At 58.8% G+C, this 20917-nt stretch carries 19 protein-coding genes; 3 read left to right on the forward strand and 16 right to left on the reverse strand.

The window, feature by feature from the left end:
- Window positions 1–110: 110 nt before the first annotated feature.
- The 14 genes from OC450_RS05080 to OC450_RS05145 all read right to left on the reverse strand — a co-directional run bounded on the left by OC450_RS05080 (window position 111) and on the right by OC450_RS05145 (window position 16644).
- On the reverse strand, window positions 111–2270 hold the full coding sequence (locus OC450_RS05080) for a TIR domain-containing protein (RefSeq protein ID WP_262047313.1): 2160 nt from the start codon (window positions 2268–2270) through the stop codon (window positions 111–113).
- Between the two features lie 136 nt (window positions 2271–2406).
- Complete coding sequence (locus OC450_RS05085; RefSeq protein WP_262047314.1) at window positions 2407–3942, reverse strand: toll/interleukin-1 receptor domain-containing protein; 1536 nt, start codon at window positions 3940–3942, stop codon at window positions 2407–2409.
- Window positions 3943–4338: 396 nt separating this feature from the next.
- Window positions 4339–5241 carry a toll/interleukin-1 receptor domain-containing protein gene (locus OC450_RS05090; RefSeq protein WP_262047315.1) on the reverse strand — a complete coding sequence of 301 codons (903 nt, stop codon included), beginning with the start codon at window positions 5239–5241 and terminating at the stop codon, window positions 4339–4341.
- A 348-nt stretch (window positions 5242–5589) separates the two neighbouring features.
- The gene (locus tag OC450_RS05095) at window positions 5590–7764 is read right to left on the reverse strand and encodes a toll/interleukin-1 receptor domain-containing protein (RefSeq protein ID WP_262047316.1); all 2175 of its coding nucleotides are present in this window, start codon (window positions 7762–7764) and stop codon (window positions 5590–5592) included.
- Window positions 7765–7899: 135 nt separating this feature from the next.
- The gene (locus OC450_RS05100; protein WP_410050496.1) at window positions 7900–8199 is read right to left on the reverse strand and encodes a DMT family transporter; all 300 of its coding nucleotides are present in this window, start codon (window positions 8197–8199) and stop codon (window positions 7900–7902) included.
- 394 nt (window positions 8200–8593) lie between these two features.
- Window positions 8594–9808, reverse strand: a complete 1215-nt coding sequence (locus tag OC450_RS05105) for a toll/interleukin-1 receptor domain-containing protein (protein ID WP_262047317.1) — start codon at window positions 9806–9808, stop codon at window positions 8594–8596.
- 50 nt (window positions 9809–9858) lie between these two features.
- Window positions 9859–10968 carry a nucleotide kinase domain-containing protein gene (locus tag OC450_RS05110; protein WP_262047318.1) on the reverse strand — a complete coding sequence of 370 codons (1110 nt, stop codon included), beginning with the start codon at window positions 10966–10968 and terminating at the stop codon, window positions 9859–9861.
- On the reverse strand, window positions 10965–11924 hold the full coding sequence (locus tag OC450_RS05115; protein WP_262047319.1) for a TylF/MycF family methyltransferase: 960 nt from the start codon (window positions 11922–11924) through the stop codon (window positions 10965–10967). The genes OC450_RS05110 and OC450_RS05115 overlap by 4 nt, the downstream gene beginning before the upstream one ends.
- Window positions 11921–13522, reverse strand: a complete 1602-nt coding sequence (locus OC450_RS05120) for a thymidylate synthase (protein WP_262047320.1) — start codon at window positions 13520–13522, stop codon at window positions 11921–11923. The genes OC450_RS05115 and OC450_RS05120 overlap by 4 nt, the downstream gene beginning before the upstream one ends.
- A gap of 129 nt (window positions 13523–13651) precedes the next feature.
- A complete protein-coding gene (locus tag OC450_RS05125) occupies window positions 13652–14299 on the reverse strand; it encodes a hypothetical protein (protein WP_262047321.1) in 648 nt (215 codons plus the stop codon).
- A 6-nt stretch (window positions 14300–14305) separates the two neighbouring features.
- Window positions 14306–14797, reverse strand: coding sequence for a TIR domain-containing protein (locus OC450_RS05130; RefSeq protein ID WP_262047322.1), 492 nt, complete (start codon window positions 14795–14797; stop codon window positions 14306–14308).
- Window positions 14798–15025: 228 nt separating this feature from the next.
- Complete coding sequence (locus tag OC450_RS05135) at window positions 15026–15751, reverse strand: SOS response-associated peptidase (protein WP_262047323.1); 726 nt, start codon at window positions 15749–15751, stop codon at window positions 15026–15028.
- A 3-nt stretch (window positions 15752–15754) separates the two neighbouring features.
- Window positions 15755–16204, reverse strand: coding sequence for a hypothetical protein (locus tag OC450_RS05140; protein WP_262047556.1), 450 nt, complete (start codon window positions 16202–16204; stop codon window positions 15755–15757).
- A 44-nt stretch (window positions 16205–16248) separates the two neighbouring features.
- Window positions 16249–16644 (reverse strand): hypothetical protein, encoded by a 396-nt coding sequence (locus OC450_RS05145; RefSeq protein WP_262047324.1) that lies wholly within the window; start codon window positions 16642–16644, stop codon window positions 16249–16251.
- Window positions 16645–16789: 145 nt separating this feature from the next.
- Here OC450_RS05145 and OC450_RS05150 point away from each other — a divergent pair, with 145 nt between their 5' ends.
- The gene (locus OC450_RS05150; protein ID WP_262047325.1) at window positions 16790–17722 is read left to right on the forward strand and encodes a Ku protein; all 933 of its coding nucleotides are present in this window, start codon (window positions 16790–16792) and stop codon (window positions 17720–17722) included.
- Window positions 17723–17891: 169 nt separating this feature from the next.
- Window positions 17892–18506 (forward strand): cell envelope biogenesis protein TolA, encoded by a 615-nt coding sequence (locus OC450_RS05155; protein ID WP_262047326.1) that lies wholly within the window; start codon window positions 17892–17894, stop codon window positions 18504–18506.
- 27 nt (window positions 18507–18533) lie between these two features.
- On the opposite strand, the gene OC450_RS05160 is transcribed toward OC450_RS05155, so the two are convergent.
- Entirely contained in the window at window positions 18534–18797 is a 264-nt protein-coding gene (locus OC450_RS05160) for a hypothetical protein (RefSeq protein ID WP_262047557.1), read from the reverse strand.
- A 719-nt stretch (window positions 18798–19516) separates the two neighbouring features.
- A complete protein-coding gene (locus OC450_RS05165) occupies window positions 19517–19669 on the reverse strand; it encodes a hypothetical protein (protein WP_262047327.1) in 153 nt (50 codons plus the stop codon).
- 226 nt (window positions 19670–19895) lie between these two features.
- Between OC450_RS05165 and OC450_RS05170 the strand changes: the two genes are divergently transcribed.
- The gene (locus OC450_RS05170; RefSeq protein ID WP_262047328.1) at window positions 19896–20846 is read left to right on the forward strand and encodes an ArdC family protein; all 951 of its coding nucleotides are present in this window, start codon (window positions 19896–19898) and stop codon (window positions 20844–20846) included.
- Window positions 20847–20917 lie beyond the last annotated feature (71 nt).

Consider the following 20917-nt stretch of genomic DNA (forward strand, 5'->3'; position numbering starts at 1 on the left):
GACAAGACACTACCTAAGCGGGTTCGCCGAGGACAAGGGGCAATACGTTTAACCGATGGATACTGTCAGAATTTTCGCCTCGACATCCCAATGGACCTAAGCGCAGCCTTCTACGGGGCAAGCTTGTTGCGCAAGCCACTGAGAATTAGCGCTACAATCCGTTGTGGATCGTCCGAGCTGACAAGCTCGGAATTCTCGTCCTCTGTAAGACCATTGTTGAGGACTGCCGACAGGCCAGCTGTCCCTCTTTGCTTCAATTCGATCGCCAGATCCTCGGGCGTTTGAACCTTGTGGTTACGACGTCCGTATTCGTGGCGTAGCTCATCCGAGCCGGGGAGAGCAGACAACCAAGCGCTAGTGAGCTCCTCGCGCGGTTCTCCGCGCAGCGCGTCGATCAGCAACCGTGCGGCGCCCCCAAAGAGGCCCAGCAAGTAGAGAGGCTGGCCAGCCTGAAGTGCGATGACGCCTTCTTCCAAAACACCCGGCCAAAGGCCCTGATAGCCCTTGAGCCGGCCGCCCATTGCAATCCGCGCCGAGGTTCCTCCCTGCATGCAGGTTCGCATGTAGGTCAATGATCGTGCCCAAGCGTAGCGTCGAGCCGGCGTATCGGGCGGCACAAAACCGTTTGAGTTCGCGTTCAGCTCTTGCGCCGTGACGTCGAGGCCCGGCGGCGCCGGTAGGTCCTTGAGCGTGGCTTCCTGGCCGTAGTTACGAAATTCGGCATCGTCAAACTTGCAATGGATCGGCCAGGCGACCCAATTCTCAATTGGAACGGGCGGCTTTCCAGCGACGCCGCTGAGCAGAAGCGAATGACTGCGAACCATCGCCAGCAGCCGTTCCACATAGTTGATATCGTCGCCCACAATCGCGCCTTGTTGCAAGCCGTCGTGGCCCAGTACGCCGCCGTATGCGACGCGAAGCCCGGCAATCAGCAGATAGAGCACCAAATCGTCGGCAAACGTTGCCAAGTGCTCGGGACTCCCGCCATAGAGGTCCGTATCCGGCGCGGTCGACAATGAGACGGCAACTGTTTGAATTCCTGCGGGGCGCTTCCAGCGGGCAAGTTCGCTGAGCGGTGTAGTCAGGTCGATTTTGGTTGCGCTGGTCGGCTGCAGGCGGTCCAATTCTTCGCGGCCGAGCGGCGGGTCGGGATACCATACTCGTGTCGTACCCGCGGGAAGATGGGCCAACGTCAGCGCCTCGGGTGGTGTACCAAGTGCGACTTCGTTTGGGGCAATCGAGCGAAGCAAGCGACGATGTTCATGCTGATAACGCAGTGCTTCCAGCAGCGCCGCTTCGATCACGAATGCGGCATCGTCCGCTTCCCAGCTCTTCTTCCGTTCAATCCACGCGGCGTCCATGGGTTCGGAGGCTGCAATCGCAGCGCGCCACCGCAGCGTCACCGCGTTGCCGAGGTAGGGAAACAACCGAATGACCCGCGCCTCGATCGCATCCACGAGCACCAGCGGTCGAGCGGCAAGCTTTGCCTCGAGCAGCTCGCGTCGGCACCATTCTCGACTTGACCAACTGTCCGTCAGAACAGCGACCAGCGCGCTCGAATTAAGGACGCCCTTCTGGATCTCATCCGGGAAGCGGCCGCCGGGCGGAATGTCCGCGCTATCGTACCAGCCCTGGACTGGCAACTGGGTCAACGTGGCTAGGATCGCTCTGACGGGCCCCTCGGCTATCGCCGCTGGATCCGCAGGCAAATCCTTCTTAGCGTGACTTATGAATAGCCGGATTGGGATATCGGGTAGCTCATCGGCAGGTCTTCCGCCAGCTTGAGGCAGATCCTGCAGAGCCCGCAAGGCACGAACTGCGATATGCAAAACAAGGTGCCGTTCTCTCTCGTCTCCCTGACGTACGTCGAGCCGCACGAAACTTACATAGTCCAACGTCGGTGCGAGCTGCAGTGCGCCGCTGTCGAGCGCTACAGGCAAAACTCGGTGGGGGCTTGCGCCTGCCGGCGAGTGCTGCCCAAGAAGGTTGGTGACGATCTGAGCCCATTTGTCGGCGACAACCCGGTCGCTCTCGCGTGCGCGACGGGCCATTCTCTCGTCGACGAGTATCACGATGATCTCGCGCTCCGCAGCGAGGTCAATCGTCGGAGGCGGACCCCCGTCTACTTGCCGCGGGCCGTATCGCACGGGGATGCGTGGCCCATCGCCCATCGGACGGGCTGAAAACGTCCGATAGAGCTGGCCTGCGAGCTGCCGCGCCTGATCTGACTCCCAATGGAACAACAATTGAATGCGAAGCGTCGCGATCATTTCAGCCTCGCGCAGTTGAAATCTCAATTGGATGCGGTGACACCCACGCGCCGTTATCATATCACATGGGAGCGGCAGCCAACAGCCCCGGCGTTGCGGCGCTCAGATGGACACTAGATGAAGCTGGCCACCTGAACTAGTGAGCGAAAAATTCCGTCAATCTAGCCAACGCGAGACCGCCAACATCCGCGTTGATCTTCCCAGCGACGGCCGTAAATTTTTCCAACACCGTCATCCAGTTCTTTATTGCCTCCGCGAAAGCAGCCTCTTCGGGATTAGCGGCAAGCACTCTGTTTGCTGAGGCGAATAATTCCGAGCGGACCTGCTGCCATTGCAACTTGGCCTTTTTTGCCGCCTCGGGATCTGCCTGGGCGCCCCATAGGACGCTCTTCGCCGCGAAACTATCTAGCTTCAGCTGCTCGGCTTCATCCTCAATCAAGACGATTTCGCGCTGGGTCTGGATGACCATATCCTGCAATTTGCTGTTCTCGCTCTCGTTTTTGAAGGCTCTCACGGAAAGCTCGCTCTTCGGCTCCAGGAAAATCGACCGATAGCGGGCCGCCACGTTCAAGTACGCGAGTGCGATGGTTGTATCCTCTGATCCGTACTCCTTGCGCTTGAGCTTTTCGATGAAGTACATGTGCACGATCTTGCGACCGTTGTAATAGTCGAAATGTGTGGTTACCAGCACTCGGTATAGTTCGCCATCGCCAGGCGCTCTGATGAGTTGGTCATTGTCGATGGCCTTGACGTTGTCGATCGCAGAGTCGAAGACGCGTTCCATCGCCCGCATGATGACAGGGGCGTCTTCCTTGGCGGCCTCAGTTAACTCGATCGCAAATTGCTGCCACTCGATTTCGCTTTCGCGATTCGGAAGCTTGAAAAGTGAAAACGCTTTTCCATGCTCAACAAGGCGAGCTTCGGGTGGGATGCCTCCCTTAGTCAGAACTCCGCCTTCGATCTGGAATTCGATGAGCCTCTGCTCGATTGATCGCTTGGCGATGCGCGCGCCCAAACTGTCGTACATCGCTGATAGGATCAGTGGGACTATTGTCTTGTCGATCGTCTCGTCCCGATGTTTTTTCTTCTTCTCGGCGTCCTTCTCATTCATCGCTCGCTGCCTTGAGCGGCTTTCGGCGCGCCTGGCTACTTCCCGCAGGAACTCTGAGAGAGGATCGTCCTCGTCTTCTTGCCTCGTAGCAAGGCCTTCGACGTACTCGTCTTTGGGGCGACTGAGATCGTTAGAGCTAATCCGGAGCGAGATGCCCTTTACGTCCGTCAGTGTTGGGGGCAGCTCGTCAAAGTAGATAGGGACAATGCGACGAGTCGTCTTTCCGGTTCGCTTTCGCTCGTCATCCATCAGCGCCTGGAAAAAGCCAACCTCGACGCCGTTCCAAGATACGTTCTTTCTGGTGATGCCCGTGAAGAAAACGACCAGATAGTCGGAAAGCCTGAGGTCGTCCTTGATTTGCTCGCTTATGTATCCGCCTGGTGGAATCGATGAGCGGTCACGGAAGACGCGGAGGTTGCCGTCAACCTCGCGTTCCAGAAAGTCAAAAGCGCGCTGAAACACAGTTACGATCTCGTCGTCCTCGTGAGCATAACTGAGGAATATTCGAATCGGCGAGTCTTCTATCCCGTCATGAGCGACTGAAGCCTCAACTAAGGACATCTTGCCCTCGCAAATTTCTACAGCCGAGTGGTCGCCGGCGGCTAATGATTTAGGCAGTAACGTTTTCGGCTAAAACCTTGATCGTCGATCCTAGATGAAGGGGGCGCCGATGTACAGGCGAAGGTTGTGGTCGGCGTGGGGCGGGGCTGTGGTCACTTTTTCCGCGCGAAAGCAGCAATCCACGTCGGACATAGGGCGATGGGTGGTTGCTGCAGCGCAGCTTGGAACGGGATCTCTCGTGGAGCGGCGGTCAGTTCCGCTGCCGCCGATGAGATATGCCGTCGGGCGGTGATGCGAACAGGATAGACGGCGACAGCGCGCATTCCAGCTTTTCCACGACTGACGGTAACAGCGTTGTCTATCGCTTACTCGGTGCCACGATGAATGCTCACATAACTAATTGTCCAGCACGTCTTTGGATGACTCCCAGACGTCGGACCAGTACTGCGTAAACAACGCCGCCAGTAGTTCTGACTCAGCATAAAGGTATTGAACATGACGGGGGTTGTCTGAAGCGGGATAAGAAAACAAAACCCGATTATTATCTGCGATCATAATGTCGACCATAGGGAATGTCGAAATATCAGCAGATAACGTGCGGCATAAATAATTTGGGTGAGCTTCTCGTTTTTTCCGGGCTTCCTGAATGTGCTCTTCTCTGCCCACTCCACTTGCCAATATTTCTCGATAGTCCTTGCCCTCTTGTACAAACTCATCGATCGCTTCGCGATAGAGAGCGCGCGCAGCTGTTTCATTTTTTGCGGTCAGGCGCGCTCTTTTTCCCCACGTGGTGTCGCGTATCGTAGTTGCCGACTTTAGTAGTCCTCTGCACGCCTTGTACACATCCTGTCGAAACTCGATCTTCTTGCAGACCGAGCCAAACACCGTGAGTTCAAGCGTTTTGATTGCGTCGATCAATTGTGCCGGCCTGGTCGCTTTAAAGGCGCCTCTAAATTGTGGATGGATGGCTGAATCTTCGAGGTCTGAGTCAGCCAAAAAAATCAAAACTGGCTTGCCGGCCCCCCAAAATGCTCCGAGTTCCGCCGAACACCATTGAGACCCGATCGATTTAGTGGTCGCAAGGAATACGCACAATCGACATTCGTATATCGCATTGCGCAACTCTTCGGCCAAAGACCGACCTGGCGAAATTTCGGAGGTGTCCCACACATTAAATCCAGCGTGCTCAAGCGCCATGCGTAAAGTAAGATAGTACGCTTCGTCCTTGTCGCTGTGACTGATGAAAATCTTAGTTTCAATAATCGACCGCACTGATTTTGATAAATCGTTGTCCAGCATTGGCCACCTGAAAATGATTCTGTTATGCGAGCCCGAGGTGCACGTCTAGTAGGACGTTCTCCGGCCGAGACCGTCCCGCGGCCTGGATAGTAAAAACCCAGCCAGGGCGAGAGCAACAAGAAACACACGCGAAATCGCTCGCGAGGCTCAGAAAATCTGTGATTCTCCTTGTGTCCTGGTTGGGTGCCGCCAGTGAGCCCCTCAATTTGCGCTACGAATGGGCGCCCGTCGGCCCATCGCGGCATCCTGCATTTGCCGCGCTGTCGAGCAAAAGCGAAATGCCGCGTTGCGGCGCGCCAGGTAGCGGTTGCGATGGCGCGGGTTCTGTGTGGCCAATCTTGGGGACCGCTATTTTGTCAGCAGCGAGAGCTGAGATTGATCGGGTGACCAGATCTTCTGGGAGCGGAGATAGTCACCGATCTGGCTGCCATTGAGAACAAAGGTGCGCGAATGGTCGTCACTGCTCCAAACTGCAAAATCGAGGTTCTCGCGCATCCTCGTAACGACGGCTGGACTGAACTCATCGGTGCTTAGGCCTGTCGGCAGAAGCTCATCGCGGCCGTGAGTTCGAACGCACAGGCTTAGTAGCCCAGCATCGTCGATGACCATGTTTTGAGACTTGGAGCAGGGCTCGATGCCACTGTGCTCGTGCCCGACGGCGCCGAATGTCTTCTTGACTGCTTCGGAGGGTTGTTCGATGGGGGAGTTCAGGCCAGCGAGTAGAGCGGGCTCCGGCCGGCGCCACAGCCGTACGCCACTTCGCGCGCTGGTCAATAGAAGACTGCCGGTTGAGCTGAAACGGACCGCGTCGAAATTCTCGTTCAACGCATCAGATGATGCGGTGCTTATCAAGCGAGCAATTGGGAAGGCGGTCTTGTCATAAACTGTTACGGTTCCGGAGCGACGGGCCACGGCGAAGGTTTCTGTCGCGCGATCGACTGCAATTTGATCCACTGCGCGGTGTTTGTCTGGCAGCGCTTTGACGACTCTGGTCCCTATGTCCACGATTCGGATCCATCCATGCGTCGATGCCGCGATGACGCGATTGGCGTCCAGGAAACGAATGAACCCGCTAGCCTCGCCCGGGGTTTCTTCAAGGGGTATGACGACGGACCATTGTTCAGTCGAAAGGTCAAAAATTCCCACGGCATCGGCCCTGCCTCGCAGAAACGCGGCGAGACGCTGACCATCGTCACTGATCTGAATATCTTCAATCCGGCCGGACGCTGCAATTTCGTGGACCGCTCCGTCACGAATGATAACCAGCCCGACATCACTGGCAGATGCGACGAGCCTTCCATCGGGGGTGCAGCCGAGCGGGGAAAAGATCGCGGAACTCATCCCCGAGGAATCTGCCGTGATGATTTGGTCGGATTTCGACCGAACATCCATCACATGGATTTTAACCGCACTATCGTCGATTTCTCTCGCAGCGAGGATATTTGGGCCGCAGACTGTGACGCGCCCGAACGCTCCATTGAAGGCGTGGAGCATTGCGCCATCGCCGCCCCAAAGCGTTACACTGCCTGGACCATTGCCGTCGCGGTACCGCCAGGTCACAAGACCATTGCCTGAAATGAAAGCAATGTTTCCGGTTCCGGCTATTTGAAAGTCGCTTTGGGATATGGTCCAACTCTTCTCGTTCCCTGAGCCAAGGTCGCGAACATGTAGGCGTGAGCCAGCATCCACCCACGCCATCTTGCTGCCGTCCTCTGACAGCGCCGCATCATAGCCGTCATCCAGACGTTCGCTATATATCCACGATCCCGAGTTGAAAGCACGGAGCGTGGCGACCTGAGCCGTGGCAGTCGATCCATATCCCGCAGCGAGTTGTCCCAGCCGAAGAGAAAGCGTTGGATCGCTTGCCGAGTATGAATACGCGGCATTGCCGTATGCCGCCGCGGTTGCTTGCCTGCGCTGCTGGTCCGCCATGAGGCCCAAACCAACGGCCGCGATGAGGAGCATTGCCAGGATGGCGGCGGCGCCTTGAAAGAACATCAAGCGCGTTCGATCGCGCCGGCGCCCCATCAGGTTGCGTCGTATCGCAGCAAGGACGACTTCCGAAGGCGGAGCAGTGAACGACTGCGCGTCCTGCGCAATATATAGAAACGGGGCGAGTTGCCTGAGGATAGGATGCGACGCTGCTGCAGCCCCACCTTCTTGGTCGAGCGCATCCGTGATGATTTTGCCAAAGTCGATCAGCATGACTTTGGGGTTTTGCCGGTGGGTGCGAAAATAGGTTCTAATCTCTTCCTCGACCCAGTCCACCGGTCGTCGCAGTTTGAGAAGCTCTGGTGAACCAACGAGCAGAAACAAAGACGATTTGGCGACATGCTGGCGGGTCGCCAGCAACAACGAGTCGCCCGGTCCGTAGACTACCCGATCGATGAAACACGAGATCCCTTCTGCGCGTAGTTTGTCGTACAGATCCTGTGCGTACTGCGCGGCGTCGGCCCGCCGGTGCGCAATAAACACGTCGTAGCCCCACCATCCATCGACCCACCGGGAGACCGACACGCGCACGAGTGCTAGCCGAGCGATTAAACGCCTTAGCCAATAGCGCAACCGTTTCACAAGGACCCTCCCTTCGTGGCAGTGCTAGCCTCGACGGCCAGAAGCAGATCACTGTGCCAAGGGTCTCGCCCAATTGTGGGCCGGTTACTCGGCAGCTCCGGTTCTGTAAAATCTATTCACGACAATGACGCCTCCAACGATCGTGCCAATTCTAATCATCGCGGCCAAGTCCAGTGCGGGACGAAAGTCGAAGACGTTGATGAGAGCGGTGAGCACAATGCTAAGCCCTCTCCAGATTGCGTAAGCGAACCCAAGTGGTACTGTCTTGAGCGTTTGCGAAAGGAAAAGAATGAGCCCGCGTAGAAGGCAGCCATGAGCAATGTGGGTATTGGCCTCGTGAACTGTTCGGATATATGAAGAAGAGATGTTTCGATGACCTCTCAAACAATTGCAAGCGCTACACAGGCAGACAAACTAGAGGTCATCCTCAAAGCCTTTAAGCTATCGCGCAATAGTTGTATGCTCTATTGCAATTAACCGCAAGGAACATGGTCGAGTTGTGCGGTCGCTAGGTTGACGTTCGGCCGCGAAGGCCACAGGGCAAGTTGCCTGCCGCCGCTTCGAGAGTGAGCCAAACAGAACGTTCGTGCGAAGTCCCATCGTTTGAAGAGCGGACATGTGAGTTTCTGCCGCCAACTCCCAGTCCTAGATCGTGTGGGTATTGCGGATCTCACCATCGGTCCGGTCAAGCAAGAGTGTGGTGTGCGCACTATATGTGTGTCGCAGTTCAATTCACGCCCGAGCGTTCGGGATATCGAATGCGCGATCGAGGCTTCCGCTAAGGGCGAAGCCAGCGGATGTCGTGGTCTTTGGGCAGTCGAAGTTTAGCGGACGGTTCGAGTTTGGGGTGGCAAGCAATCTCTATCCGCGTGACGGGAATGTTCCAGGCCTCCGCGAGATTCTGCTTCAATGACGCGAGGGTAAAAGTGATGTGGGAAAGCTTCCAAACCCGATCACTGGGATCGTGCGTGTCGTCGGCCTTTACCACCAGTTCGCGGCGGCCCAGCTTCAGGCTCTTGACCGTTGGCGGGTCCGTTTCTCTTACACCGAGCTTAAATCTGATGAGCTCCGGCGTTAGGCTCGGTAGAAATGGAAGCTGATCTTGGTAAGGTTCCAAAGCTCGACGAATGAACGAAATAGACGATGCAAACTTCTTGACCTCTTGGAGCGCAAGGAGCCGTTCGAGATACCGTCCTTTTGGGCGCGGTCTAAATTCGCCTTCAGAGTTAAAATACACCTCGAAGAACATGCCGTTGAGCAGGTGCGTCGCGGCTTCTTCCGGCAACCTCGCCAATTCCCGTCTCAGATTGGCCAAAAGTTCTTTCGCGCTCCGTTCTTCACCGTCGGCGCACTGATAGATGTTGCGACCCAGGACGAAGATTTGATCCGGTGTGAGTGCCGACCAATCGAGCTCGAATATGGTGCCGATCGCTGGCTCTTGGGTGTACCAATCATGTGATTTCAAGTCGGTGAGGAGGTTCGTGAACGCCTTGCCTTTTGGCATTGGGAAGTCGATATCGGCCTTCGCGTTGTCGGAGTATGACAGCGTTCTGGGCAGCTCCACGCCGGCGGCAACCAGCTTCTTGACGATTAGATTGGCGACCTGCTCAGGCGTCTTCTTGGGGAGCGAAATGCTGCCGGTCCCCTTCGCCAAGCCGGGAAGCGTGATTGTCGTGTCGAAGTAAGCGGGAAGGATATACTCCTTGCCAACGTCCGCGAGCGCCCGTTGTTGAGCGGCTTTGCGTTCATGGTTGGTCCAAAGCTTGTCCCTGTAATGCTCGGATATGAACATGACCGTGAAGAGGGCCTGGTTCTGGTACACGTCCTTTAAACGGTCGTACAGGTTCTTGCCCCAGAGATCGGCTTCTTCGTACGCGTCATAAAAGACCTCGACGCCATCTGACCGAAGCTGCGCCGCGACCTTTTCTACGAAATCTCGATCTTCGTCCGCAAATGAGAGCGCGACGTGGTACGTAGGCTCGATGGTGGCCATTGAAGATGCTGGTTCGGGCGAGGCGGGGCCGGCTCTCGGAGTAAACGTTCTCAGCCAAACAGATCTGCGACAGCAAGTTGCGCGCGATCCGATTTGCGAGGACGCCCTCTTTCTCTGCGGCTGGTCGCGCTGGCGGGCTCTTTGAGTTGCAGGCCCGGCGTCTTCACAACACCACCATTGGGCAAGCTCCACTTGGGCGGGAAGAAAAGCTCGATAGGGCCTTGAGTGGCGACATATTTGGCCTTGATCCTGCTGCGGGCGCTGGTGAGCTCAGGAACAGCCTCGCGGCAATATTTATCGAGCTCGCAGAACAGACCTTGGCAATCAATGCCATGCAGCTTGCGGCCGAACAGTCCGCCGAAAGGCAAACCCAGGCGTGCGAATTCTTGGTCCTGCCGCTCGACCATCCACAGGATGGTCTCCGCCGGGGTGTAGTCCCCCAAGGTGGTGAACGCTTTCTTCAAGCCTCGCAAGGCGCCGGGACCAGCCTGCGTGTAGTCGTTCTCGCTGAAATCGATGAGATCAGAATAGTTGAGGTCGATAGCGGTCTGGTACGCCATGAAAGGGCCCAGGAGGGGAAAGCTCTGCAAGAGCGCTACAACGTCCTCGAGCGAGGGCGCCTGGAGTATCCGTTCAGCGCAAGCCTTTTCTAGGAACATATGCTTGAAGAGACCGACGTGATTGCGATGCTTTTCGTCGAAACCGAATGCCTTGTTGGCGCAGAGGATGAAAGCTCCGGTGTAAAGGCCTCCGGTCGTCGCCTTGACACGGTCGAGAGCTCGTTCGAATGCGCCGGTGCGCAGATGCTCAATGCGTGGCGCGCCGCCTAACACGTCCGTCACGCCAAGCCAGGTCTCGATCTTGCTGAACGTGCGGAATGCAACGATCTGAAAGGCACGATCCCTTGCCGTGCTTTCTGTATCCTGTCCGTACGCCACATCCCGGATCATAAACTGAGATACGCGATCGGCGGCGCGAAACACGTTGCAGAATTTGAAGGTCTGAAGGATCTGGTCGTCGGTCCACGGCCACGTCTTGCCGGTCAACCGGGCCTCGAACGCCGCCTGGCGGCGCGAAGCAAAGGTCCAGTAGAGTTCATAGACGCCACGTCGTGGTTCTGGGGGCGCACGGCGGACGCGGACGGCTGCAGATTTCGTCATCGTTGCCTCAAGAACACTCCAGTGCCATGGAGGTTGAAGTAGCGCTCGTCGGTAGCAAGTCGTTTGGCGGCTATTCTTTCACCAATCGTGTCAAGATGGCGGTCATGGCCAGTCCAGTGATCAAAGACGACCGCGCCGCCGACCACCGTACGATCCGCTATGACACGAATAATGGCGCTTGCGGACGAAAAATTGTCAGTATCCACGAAAGATAGCACCAGATCCTGATCCTGGAGCCGCGAGGCGGTCTGAACCACGTCCCCTTCGATCACCTCGACGTTACGTCCCGCGAACACCGCTTTGACCAGATCGGCGTCGAGAAAGACGCAATCGGGATGGGCGTACATGTCGAGCGCGTTCCGCTTGGGCGGAAACCCATCAAAAGTATCGAACCCGTAGACCTTCCAGTCAGCCCCGAGCTCCTCAATGAACCTGGACATGAGCATCGTCGTTCCGCCCTTGAACATACCAAATTCGGCAACGACTCCCTTCAGTCCTTGTCGGTGTGCGTTCTGCAGGCACTGGTAGATGTGCACGAGGGAGTTTTGGTAGCCGTTGGCGAATGATGGAATGAAGAGTTCCTGTCGGACCCGGTCAAAGATTTCGTCTCGAAACGCAAAATGCGAGAACCCCCCGATCAAAAGCTTGGTCTCAGCGGAAAGGAGGGCCGCCACAGCTTCCAGCAGCGGTTCTTTTCCGACGTCGTCTGCGATGACAACGATGTCGGGCTGTTCAGGAGCAATTGCATCCAGGGGTTTGATGGACGTCGGTCCCACAGGTGTGACAGGGGCGAAGATCCCGGAGAGCAGGGCCGCTCCGGTCGAGAAGACCGGATCGGAAGCAAGCTCTACTGCCGCCGGCGTCCATCCGACGATCGCGACTTTTGCCCCAGGAGGCCGGGCAACGACCGCCTCGCGGAGCTTCAGTTTCAGCTTGGCGAGATCGTCAGCATTCATGAGGTGAGCTCCGATTGAATAAACCGCGCCACGGACGCCTTATCGTCTGCCACGAGCCTGACAACCAACCGGCCAGCAGACTCGGCCAAGAGTCCAGCAAAGTGCAGCCCCTCGGAACGCGAGACGCCTGCCTCAGCCTGGCGCCAACACGTTTCGAAGCGTGCGACGATCTCGCGGATCAGTTCGTCGCTACCCTGGGGGCCGACGCTCAGATCGAGACGATCAACCAGCGCGTCAAAGTTCGCATCATGATTGCTCAGCGGCTTCGGAGACCCGGGTTCGAGCAGGGCTCCCTCGTCCAGCTCTTCAGCGAGGAAGAGCCGGTATTTGTCGACGTAGACAAGCAGGTCGACCGCGGTGTCCAGCATCGTTTCCCCGCTCATCGTCGCACCCGTCGTGATGATGGTCTCCAGCCGGTCAACCTTCCGCGCAATGTTCGGAAGGATACTTACCAGCTCGCCGCGGCGTTTCCAGGCGCTCCCGTAGGCTCGATCCTTGTGTGCATGGAGGCGTTTGACCGCCGACTTGAACGCATTGGGCAGGTTGGAGGTCCGGGTGCGGCAAGCGTCGAAGAAGTGGGCGATCGCCGGCTGCGCGACGTTCTGTAGAAGGTCGGGATAACGTCGGGCGAGCTGCTCATACATCGCGACGACGTAGTCGTCGGCGGGCAGCGCCGCCAGCTCCGTCACCAGGCGGTCAGGGCCCCACTGCTCGTGCGCCCAGTACACCTGGACCAACGCGAGACCGCTGTCGAGCAGTGGGTCCTCGGTGCGGCCATGAACAAAGAGCGGGCCGTCCGGTTTCGCGCGAATCTGCTCCTCGAGCGTAAACCATAGATCAAGCTTCGCCTGGAAGTCGCTCCAAGGGGTTTGAAACGCGGCGCGGCCAATGCCGAAGTCGTAAGGCGTCAGGCCGTGAAACTCTTCGTCGATCTGCCGGGCTCTGTTGAAATGCTGATCATAGAGATGGAAGGAGTGAGCGAAGTATCTCACTCTGCCAACGCCCAGGCCCAGCCAGTAAGCCATCACCTCCTGGAGAATGCTCCATTCAAATGCATTGGCGCCCGAAAAGCCCCACATGGCGTCATTGCTGCGAATGGCGACGCTCAGATGAAGTCGACCCTCCCGCGCGATCCAGCTGAGCCAGTTGTTGCAGGGGATGTCGTTGGAAACGGCAAAATCCCGTTCCGGATCAAACAGGGCCATGACGGCTCGCCGGCTTGTGGGGTCTTCGCTCAGCAGCCGTCGCACGCTGTCGAGTTGATCGACATGACCCGCCCAACGACGCAAGCGTGGACCATACGCGCCATGCCATGTCTGCCCGTCATCAGAAAAATCGGGGGCTCTCGGCAGATATCGCGCCAGCCAAGCGATGTCATCGCGCCCCGCCAGCACCCACATGGCCTCGGCAAACTGCGCGAAGGCATCGTTGTGGCGCTTCGGCAAGAAGAGGTACCGCTCGAGCGGCTGATCGAGCGTTGTCGTTCTGCCGACCAGCTCGCGTGTCGCCTTGCCTCGGACGACAACGTCGGAGCCATGGTCCAATACGTCGATCACGCTGCCGGCGGTAGCAAAGCTTATGTTGCGGTAAATTGGCATGGCGCAAAACCCGCGTTGCTTGTTCAGCCGTTCGCATGACGCGAACTGAAACGATGTCGCTTCTGCAGTGGCGACGACAGTATTCGACTTGAGAAACCCGGAAGAAAACGTCCGGTCGCTGGCGTGCGGTTAGATCAGCTTGTTCTGAGTTCGAGAGTATCGCTTGTCGCTCATGCGGAATTGGAAAGGATCGCCGAGGACGCGATTGGTCCGTCCCCCTGCGGCTCGCGCGATCCAATTCAGCAGCTTTTGGCACTGCTCCTGCTGGTAGACCCGATGGCCTCGCCAGTTGCGATAGCCGATCTGCTCGAGCAGCTTGGGCGGTACCTCAGGTGCGCTCGCGCCGAAATAGTAAAACTCTTCTGAAATCAAAATCCGGTCGGTCCTGGTGTCGTGCAGGGTATTTGGCTGGTCCTGCTCGCCGCTTGGTTGGCTGTGAACGCAATTCTCCTGGAGCCACGCTCCCGTCTTGGGATCGGTGTGATAGACGTTGTCACCGACCATTTTTTTGGGGCTGCCATTTCGGACGGGACGCTTCCCTCTAAACTGATCCGATCGCCAGTATTCGTTGAACGTCATCTCGCCGGTGACGCGCATGGCATAGATGCATCGGCCGGTGGCCTTGAGGTCGCCCCCGCCCATACCGATCAGCCAATCGCCTCGACTGGCGGTCCGCCGGATGACCGGCATGCAGCAGGCAAAGGTACAAACTCCGCCAAAAGGGTTGGGGGCAAAACCGAAGTCGTATCTGACGACATAGATGTAGATCTTGGACACGATGTCCTAGCAACTCGAAACCGGAGGCTCGTAGATCGGCTGCCGTGGTTCGCCGCTGCCGGGGTTCTCGAACGGAGAATCCGTTCCTTCGATCGCGTCGATGATGCTTTCTGAGTTCCAGTTCACCCTAGCGTCTTCATAGTCATTCAGCGCGTCAGGAACGTCGGCCTCGGTTCCGCCGCGGGTGTAGACGCCGACAATACGCTTTCCGAGTTCGTGAGCTTGCCGGATTTCCCAATCAACCCAGGGTCGGCTGTGTGTCTCTTTGCCGATCAGCACGATGACCGTCGACGCCCATGAGATCTTCATTCGCAATAGGCGCTTCAGTGTCTTTTCCGGAATTTCATCGCGGTCCAAACGCGCCTGGTTGGTCGGCTTCGCCCGGATCGAGCTGTTCCGAAGCTCGTACCCATTCCGGCTGAGCATGTCCGTAAGCCTGGCGACGTGATCGTCGTCGGCGTGATGATGGCTAATAAAAGCGTGCTTGCGTTTGGACATAAGGAACCTGCAGGAAATCCCAGCTATGCTGCGCCGCAACGAATCCCGTAACGGGGAATATTACCACATATGGGAGGTGGTTCCTCGAATCCAAGCCACAGGGCTGGTCGCCCGGAATATTTGAGTCCTAGAAAGATTTCGGGCTGCTCGATCGATGCTTACAACGTATCGATGTCTACGTGGATAATCTTGCGCTGGGGGCCCGTCACTGATCATCATCTTCGTCCGTCACGGGGGCGACCCTGCCGGATCGTCCTTGACGCCGCGGGCGACGATCCGGAGCGCACCATCGGCAAGTGGCCGCTGCAGCTTCAGGGCATCGTCCGGAGGGGCCGTCATCCAGGCTTCGACTTCGTCCGGTGTAGTCAGGATCGCGGGCATCGCCTTTGGGTGGATGGTGCCCACCTCGGCGTTCGGCTCCGTTGTGAGGAATGCGTAGAGGTCGTTAGTCGTCTCGCCTTCCTTGACCTTCCGGACAGACGTCCAGTTGGTCCAGATGCCGGCGAAGCAGGCGAGGGGCCGGGTCTCATCGAGCGCGAACCAGATATCGCCGCCCTCGGCCTTATTGAACTCGCTGAAGGAGTTGAACGGCACCACGCAGCGATGCTCGGTGCCCAGCCAACGGGCCCAGTGTTTGCTCTTCACATTGCGGATGTTGGTCGTCCCGCCGTCCGGCTCCATCCGCAGCAATTCCTTGAAATCGACGGTCTTGCCCTTGGCCTGAAGCTTTTCGGCTCGTTTCTTGGTGGCGTCCATCAGCGCTTTTGACGACGACGGCATTCCCCAGCGCGCCGTAGCGAGTTCGCGGCCCCCGGCCCCGTTGCGCACGATCGGTGCCTTGTAGTCGGGGAAAACCCCGGGCATCGGCGCCAGATTGCCGACGTATCGGTTCACGACGCGGAACAACGCGCTGATCGCGGCTTGGTTGGTCGTGATCGAGTAGAGATTGCACATCGGTCAGGTTTCGGTGCGAGGGTGGCGCGGCTGCAACGCCAATTGTAGCAGAGTCGCGGAAGGACGCCGGCCCGCCTTGGCGCATTTGCGGCAGCGCAGCCGGCTGGCGAGGTCGTGCACGAAGGTGGTCGGCGGATGCTTCATCGCCGCGAGGTCGACGTCGCTCGGCGTCTTGCAGCGCGCGCACTGGATCTCCAGCCAAGGGAAGCCTCCATTCACCGCTTGGTCGATCGTCGGGGACGGATCAATCGGTTCTCCGTCTGACCACATGCGTTCGTTCCAACTCTCGCAAAGAAGCTTGTCTGCCTGCTGGATAAGCGCTTCCCCTTTCGCCCGCGTCTCCGCCGATCGGGTAGCCAGGATGTTGGCCATTGCCCGCGCCTTGCCGAGCTCTTTCGCCAGAGCCTTGCGATCGCCGCCCGATAGCGGCGTGGGGTGATACTTCGGGGCCATCCGGACATCCAGGCGCAAAGAGATCGGATCGGCAATCCAGCGGGCTACGGCTTCTCGAACGCCGGCCAGCACCCGTCTTCCTCATGCCTGCCGGTGCGCTGTTGGCAGGTGTTGTCGAGCAGCCGCTGCGCGACGTCCTTCCAGATCGCGTTGCCGCCATACAACCGGACTGCATCGGCGGTCTGGATTTCCACGGTTCGCTCGCAGCGGCGGCAGGAGACGCGCAGGACGTGGCGTTGAATTTCCGAAAGATGCCGTTGCCGCATCTGGGCCCCGGTCGCCTCGGCGCGCGGGTCTTTGAGGACCGATTCCCAGTATTCGGCCGGGAGTGGCGCATCTGGAGCCGCGGCGGAGGTAGCCGGCCTGCGCGCGGCGTCAGCGGCCAGTTTTTCCATCTGCTTCGGGGTCGGCATGCGCCAGCTCGCGGGTCGGTCGGTCATTACGGATTAGAACATAAAGTGAACAAAAGTCGAGTCCGCTTAAGCCCGCGCCGGGGAAAAATCATCCTTTTGGTAGGGGCGCGGTGTCGGAACCAAGCCGGGCCGTTCGTCTTGAATCCGGCATCAGTATCGGAGTTCCCCCGCCATGGCCCCCCGCGCTAACTGGAAAGGCTTTCTGCGTCTTTCTCTCGTCACCTGTCCGGTCGCGCTCTATCCGGCCACCTCCGAATCCGAAAAGGTCTCGTTTAACCAGCTCAACCGGAAGACCGGCCATCGCATCAAGTACGCCAAGGTCGATGCCGACACCGGCGAGGAGGTCGCCAATGAGGACATCGTCAAGGGGTATAAGGTCGACACCGACACCTTCATCGAGGTGACCAAGGAGGAGCTCGAGAACGTCGCGCTGGAATCGACGCGGACCATCGAGATCGACGAGTTCGTCGACCGCAGCGAAATTGATCCGAGATATCTGATCCGTCCCTACTACCTGGTGCCGGACGGGAAGGTCGGTCACGACGCCTTCGCCGTCGTCCGTGAAACGATCCGTGAGATGAACAAGGTCGCGATCGGACGGGTGGTGCTGACCAACCGTGAGCACATCATCGCCCTCGAGCCCATGGACAAGGGACTGATGGGGACGCTGCTGCGCTATCCTTACGAGGTGCGTGCTGCAGATGAGTATTTCGACGAGATCCAGGATGTCAAAGTCACCAAGGACATGCTCGATCTCGCCAAGCACATCGTCAACCAGAAGGCGGGCCACTTCGAGCCGGACAAGTTCGAAGACCAATACGAAACCGCCCTCATCGATCTCATCAACCAGAAGCGCGCCGGCAAACCCATCACGGCGAAAGCGCGTCCCCGCGGCGAGAACGTGGTGGATCTGATGGACGCGCTGCGCAAGAGCATCGGAAGAGAAGCGGCGACGGCGACCGAGGCGCCGAAGAAGCCAGCCAAGAAGCCGCGCAAGGCGGCCGCCGGGCAGAAGGAAATGCTGATGCCGATTGCCGGCAAGAAACCGGCCAAGGAGGCTGCGGCGAAGAAGCTGGCGGCCAAACCGCAGCGGAAGTCGGCTTAAGGTATCCTTGCGGTGGGTTCACGGAAAGCTCGCTCCGACACGCCGGATGCATCGAGATATTGCCCGGGCCCGCCGCTCTGTTTGCCGCTTTGGAAGTTCTCTGCTCGCGAGGTAAACAACACCGCTGATCGCATGGCAGCGGTCAGTGGGCGGTGCGGGGAAGCGTCTCATGGCGAGAAAACTGAAGACCTACCAGACCTCGCTCGGCTTCTTCGATCTGGCGATTGCCGCTCCCTCCATGAAAGCGGCTCTGGAAGCGTGGGGCGCAGACAGCAATCTCTTCCACCAGGGCGCGGCGAAGGAAAGCGACGATCCGGACGTTATCGCAGCGGCCATGGCAAAGCCCGGCGTCGTTCTAAGGCGCCCGGTCGGAACCGACCGACCTTTCAGCGAGCATGCCGAGCTGCCCACCGATCTTGGCGACGGCGGACCAACGAAAGTCGCCCGCAAGTTGAAAGGCCCAAAGGCAAAGAACCTTTCCTCTCGCCCCGTCGACAAGGCTGCCGAACGAAAGGCCGCTCTCGCCTTCGAAAAGGAGCAGAAGCGGCGCCAGCTTGAACAGGCAAAGGAAGAGGCTGCCAGGCAGAAGGACCGTGAACGCCGTCAGCAGGCTGTCGACAAGGCGCAGGCTGCGCTGGACAAGGCTGAGCAAGAGCATGCGAAGCGGGCCGCCGCCATCCAGGCCGAGCTTGAGGCTCTCGAGAAGAGATCGCAGGTCGAAAAAGCCCGCTGGCATAAGGAGAAGGAGCAATTGGAAGCTACGCTGCGGCGCGCCCGGGGTTAGTTTCGGTCGTGCTCGGCGCCCGTCCTTCTAATCAGGAGGGCATTCTGGGCAGGTATCACCAATCGAGTTCAGCACGTCGTGAACTTCGGCCGCCGCTGCATCGGGGGAGACGCCTGCTGGCGGGTCTCCACGGGCGATATCGAAGGCCCGCTCCCTTGCATGCGGATCGGCGCGGTCCTGCATCCAGCCGTGTTCCTCGCACTCGCGGATGGCGCCCGCTTCCTGGAGAACGTGGATCGCCCACCCGCGCATCGTCCGTATCGCCGGTCTTCGTTCATTTGTCATCAGCATGGAAAGGGCTCCGGTACGGCGAATCGTTTTGTCCGTCATTCGTTCCAGCCGATAACACATGGCTGGGATTCGCAACGGCGGGAGCTCGTCCCTGAACTTAGTCTTCCTGGCTTTTCGTTTGGGCGCGTGCGGCAAGCGCCGCACCGGGCTCTCGTGAACCGAGCCGCAAGGCGTCTCGGCCATCCGGCTTCGATCCCTCGCGCGATCATGAGTCGCTCGCCGGAGGCACTCGCGTTAGGGGCCGCCGTCATTTCATGCCGGCGCCGCTATCACTGCCCCGAACGCGGGTGCCTTGTTAACCGGTCTCGCGACTGCACTCGGTCGCGGGTCCCGCCGTCATTTCATGCCGGCGTCGCTATCACTGCCCCGCGCCGGGTGCCTTTGCCTTCCCTTCGTTCCGCGCTCTTCGGGCTTCCATCACTTTTGCGAAAGGAGGCTGCGCTGCCGCGAAAACCCATTCTCTCAGAGAACTTACGGCGTCACCGTCACTGGAAGTGGTGGTATTGATCCTTCGCGCAAGAGCAGATCATGCCCCTCGCCGGGCAGAAACGAAAAACCGGACCTTTATGCAGTAGCTAGCTGCACAAAGGGCCGGCCTTATGTTGTCTTGCCGCGCTAGAGAAACGGCTGCAAAGGACATTTCAGATCCTTTGGACAGGTTCGCTTTGCGTCCGGGTTGCGGCGACCCGCAAGCGGCAATCTCTCAGTCGCGGATACGACTACTTCTTTTTCTTTGAAGTCTTCTTTGCCACCTTCTTGGTGGCTGCCTTGGCGGTCTTCTTTGCCTTCTTCGCTTTCTTGGCCATGTCGTCCTCTGTAAAAAAACCTGGCTCAGTGAACATGCGCACGCCGTGAATCGACATGCGCAACATTGAGACGATATCACAAATGCAAAATTGATACCAATGAGTGGTGAGATCGCTCTTGAGTCGCTTGCCGGGCGTTCATCCCTAACGCCAAGACGCGGCGCGACCGCGAATCCGCTTGTCAAAGAGCGCGTCGCGTCACCGTCACTTAGAGTGAGAGTGCGGGCCGGATCTGCCGCGACGGGTTGAAGATCGGAGGAGAGGCTTCCGGTGCCCGTCGCGGAGAACCTTGATGCCTGGACATACCGCCCGAGTTCGCGCCGGCAAAGACCGCGCGAGCCTTTACACCGAAATCACCGACAAGATCATCGCCGAGCTGGAGGCCGGCCGTATCCCGTGGGTGCAGCCATGGGGGACGGCGGCGATCAAGGCGCCGCTCGCCATGCCGCGCAACGCGTCGACGCAGCGCGGTTATTCCGGGATCAATGTGCTGATCCTGTGGGGTGCCGTTATCGAGCACGGCTTTTCCGGACAGAGCTGGCTCACTTTTCGCCAGGCGCTTGGGCTTGGCGGTTACGTCAGGAAGGGCGAACGGGGAACGACCGTCGTTTATGCCGACCGCTTCACCCCGGACGACGAACGTCGGCGCGCCGCGGAGGCCGGTGAAGAGCCGGGCGCCATCGCGTTTCTCAAGCGTTTTACCGTCTTCAACACGGACCAGTGCAATGGCTTGCCCGAGAGGGTCGCTGCCTCGGTCGTCCCGGCGCCACCAGATCAGATTGAGCCCCGAGCCGAGGCGTTGATCGCCGCCACCGGCGCGGATTTTCGAACCGGCGGTGCGCGCGCCTACTACAACACGGTGGGCGATTTCGTGCAGGTCCCACCGCCAGCTGTCTATTTCGAGCCGATCAATTGGCACCGGACCGCATTTCATGAGCTTGGTCATTGGACCGGCCAAGCGTCCCGCCTCGACCGCGACCACTCCGGTTCGTTCGGCTCAAAATCGTACGCGCGCGAAGAGCTGGTCGCGGAAATGGCGGGTGCCTTCGTTTGTGCCTCGCTCGGTATCGTGCCGACCGTGCGCCACGCCGACTACATCGGTTCCTGGCTCGAGGTGCTGCGCGAGGATAATCGCGCTGTCGTGCGCGCCGCGAGCGCGGCATCGAAGGCCGCTGATTTCCTGCTCGCCTTTCTGCCGCCCGCGATCGATTCCATCGTTGAGGGCAATGAGGAGGCCGCGTGATGCATCCGCACGTCGTCTCAGTGTCCGCCTACAGTTGGTGCTGCGTGTCAGAGAGTGAGAGGAGCGCCGGT

The organism is Bradyrhizobium sp. Bra78, from assembly GCF_024519855.1.
GTDB lineage: Bacteria > Pseudomonadota > Alphaproteobacteria > Rhizobiales > Xanthobacteraceae > Bradyrhizobium > Bradyrhizobium japonicum_G.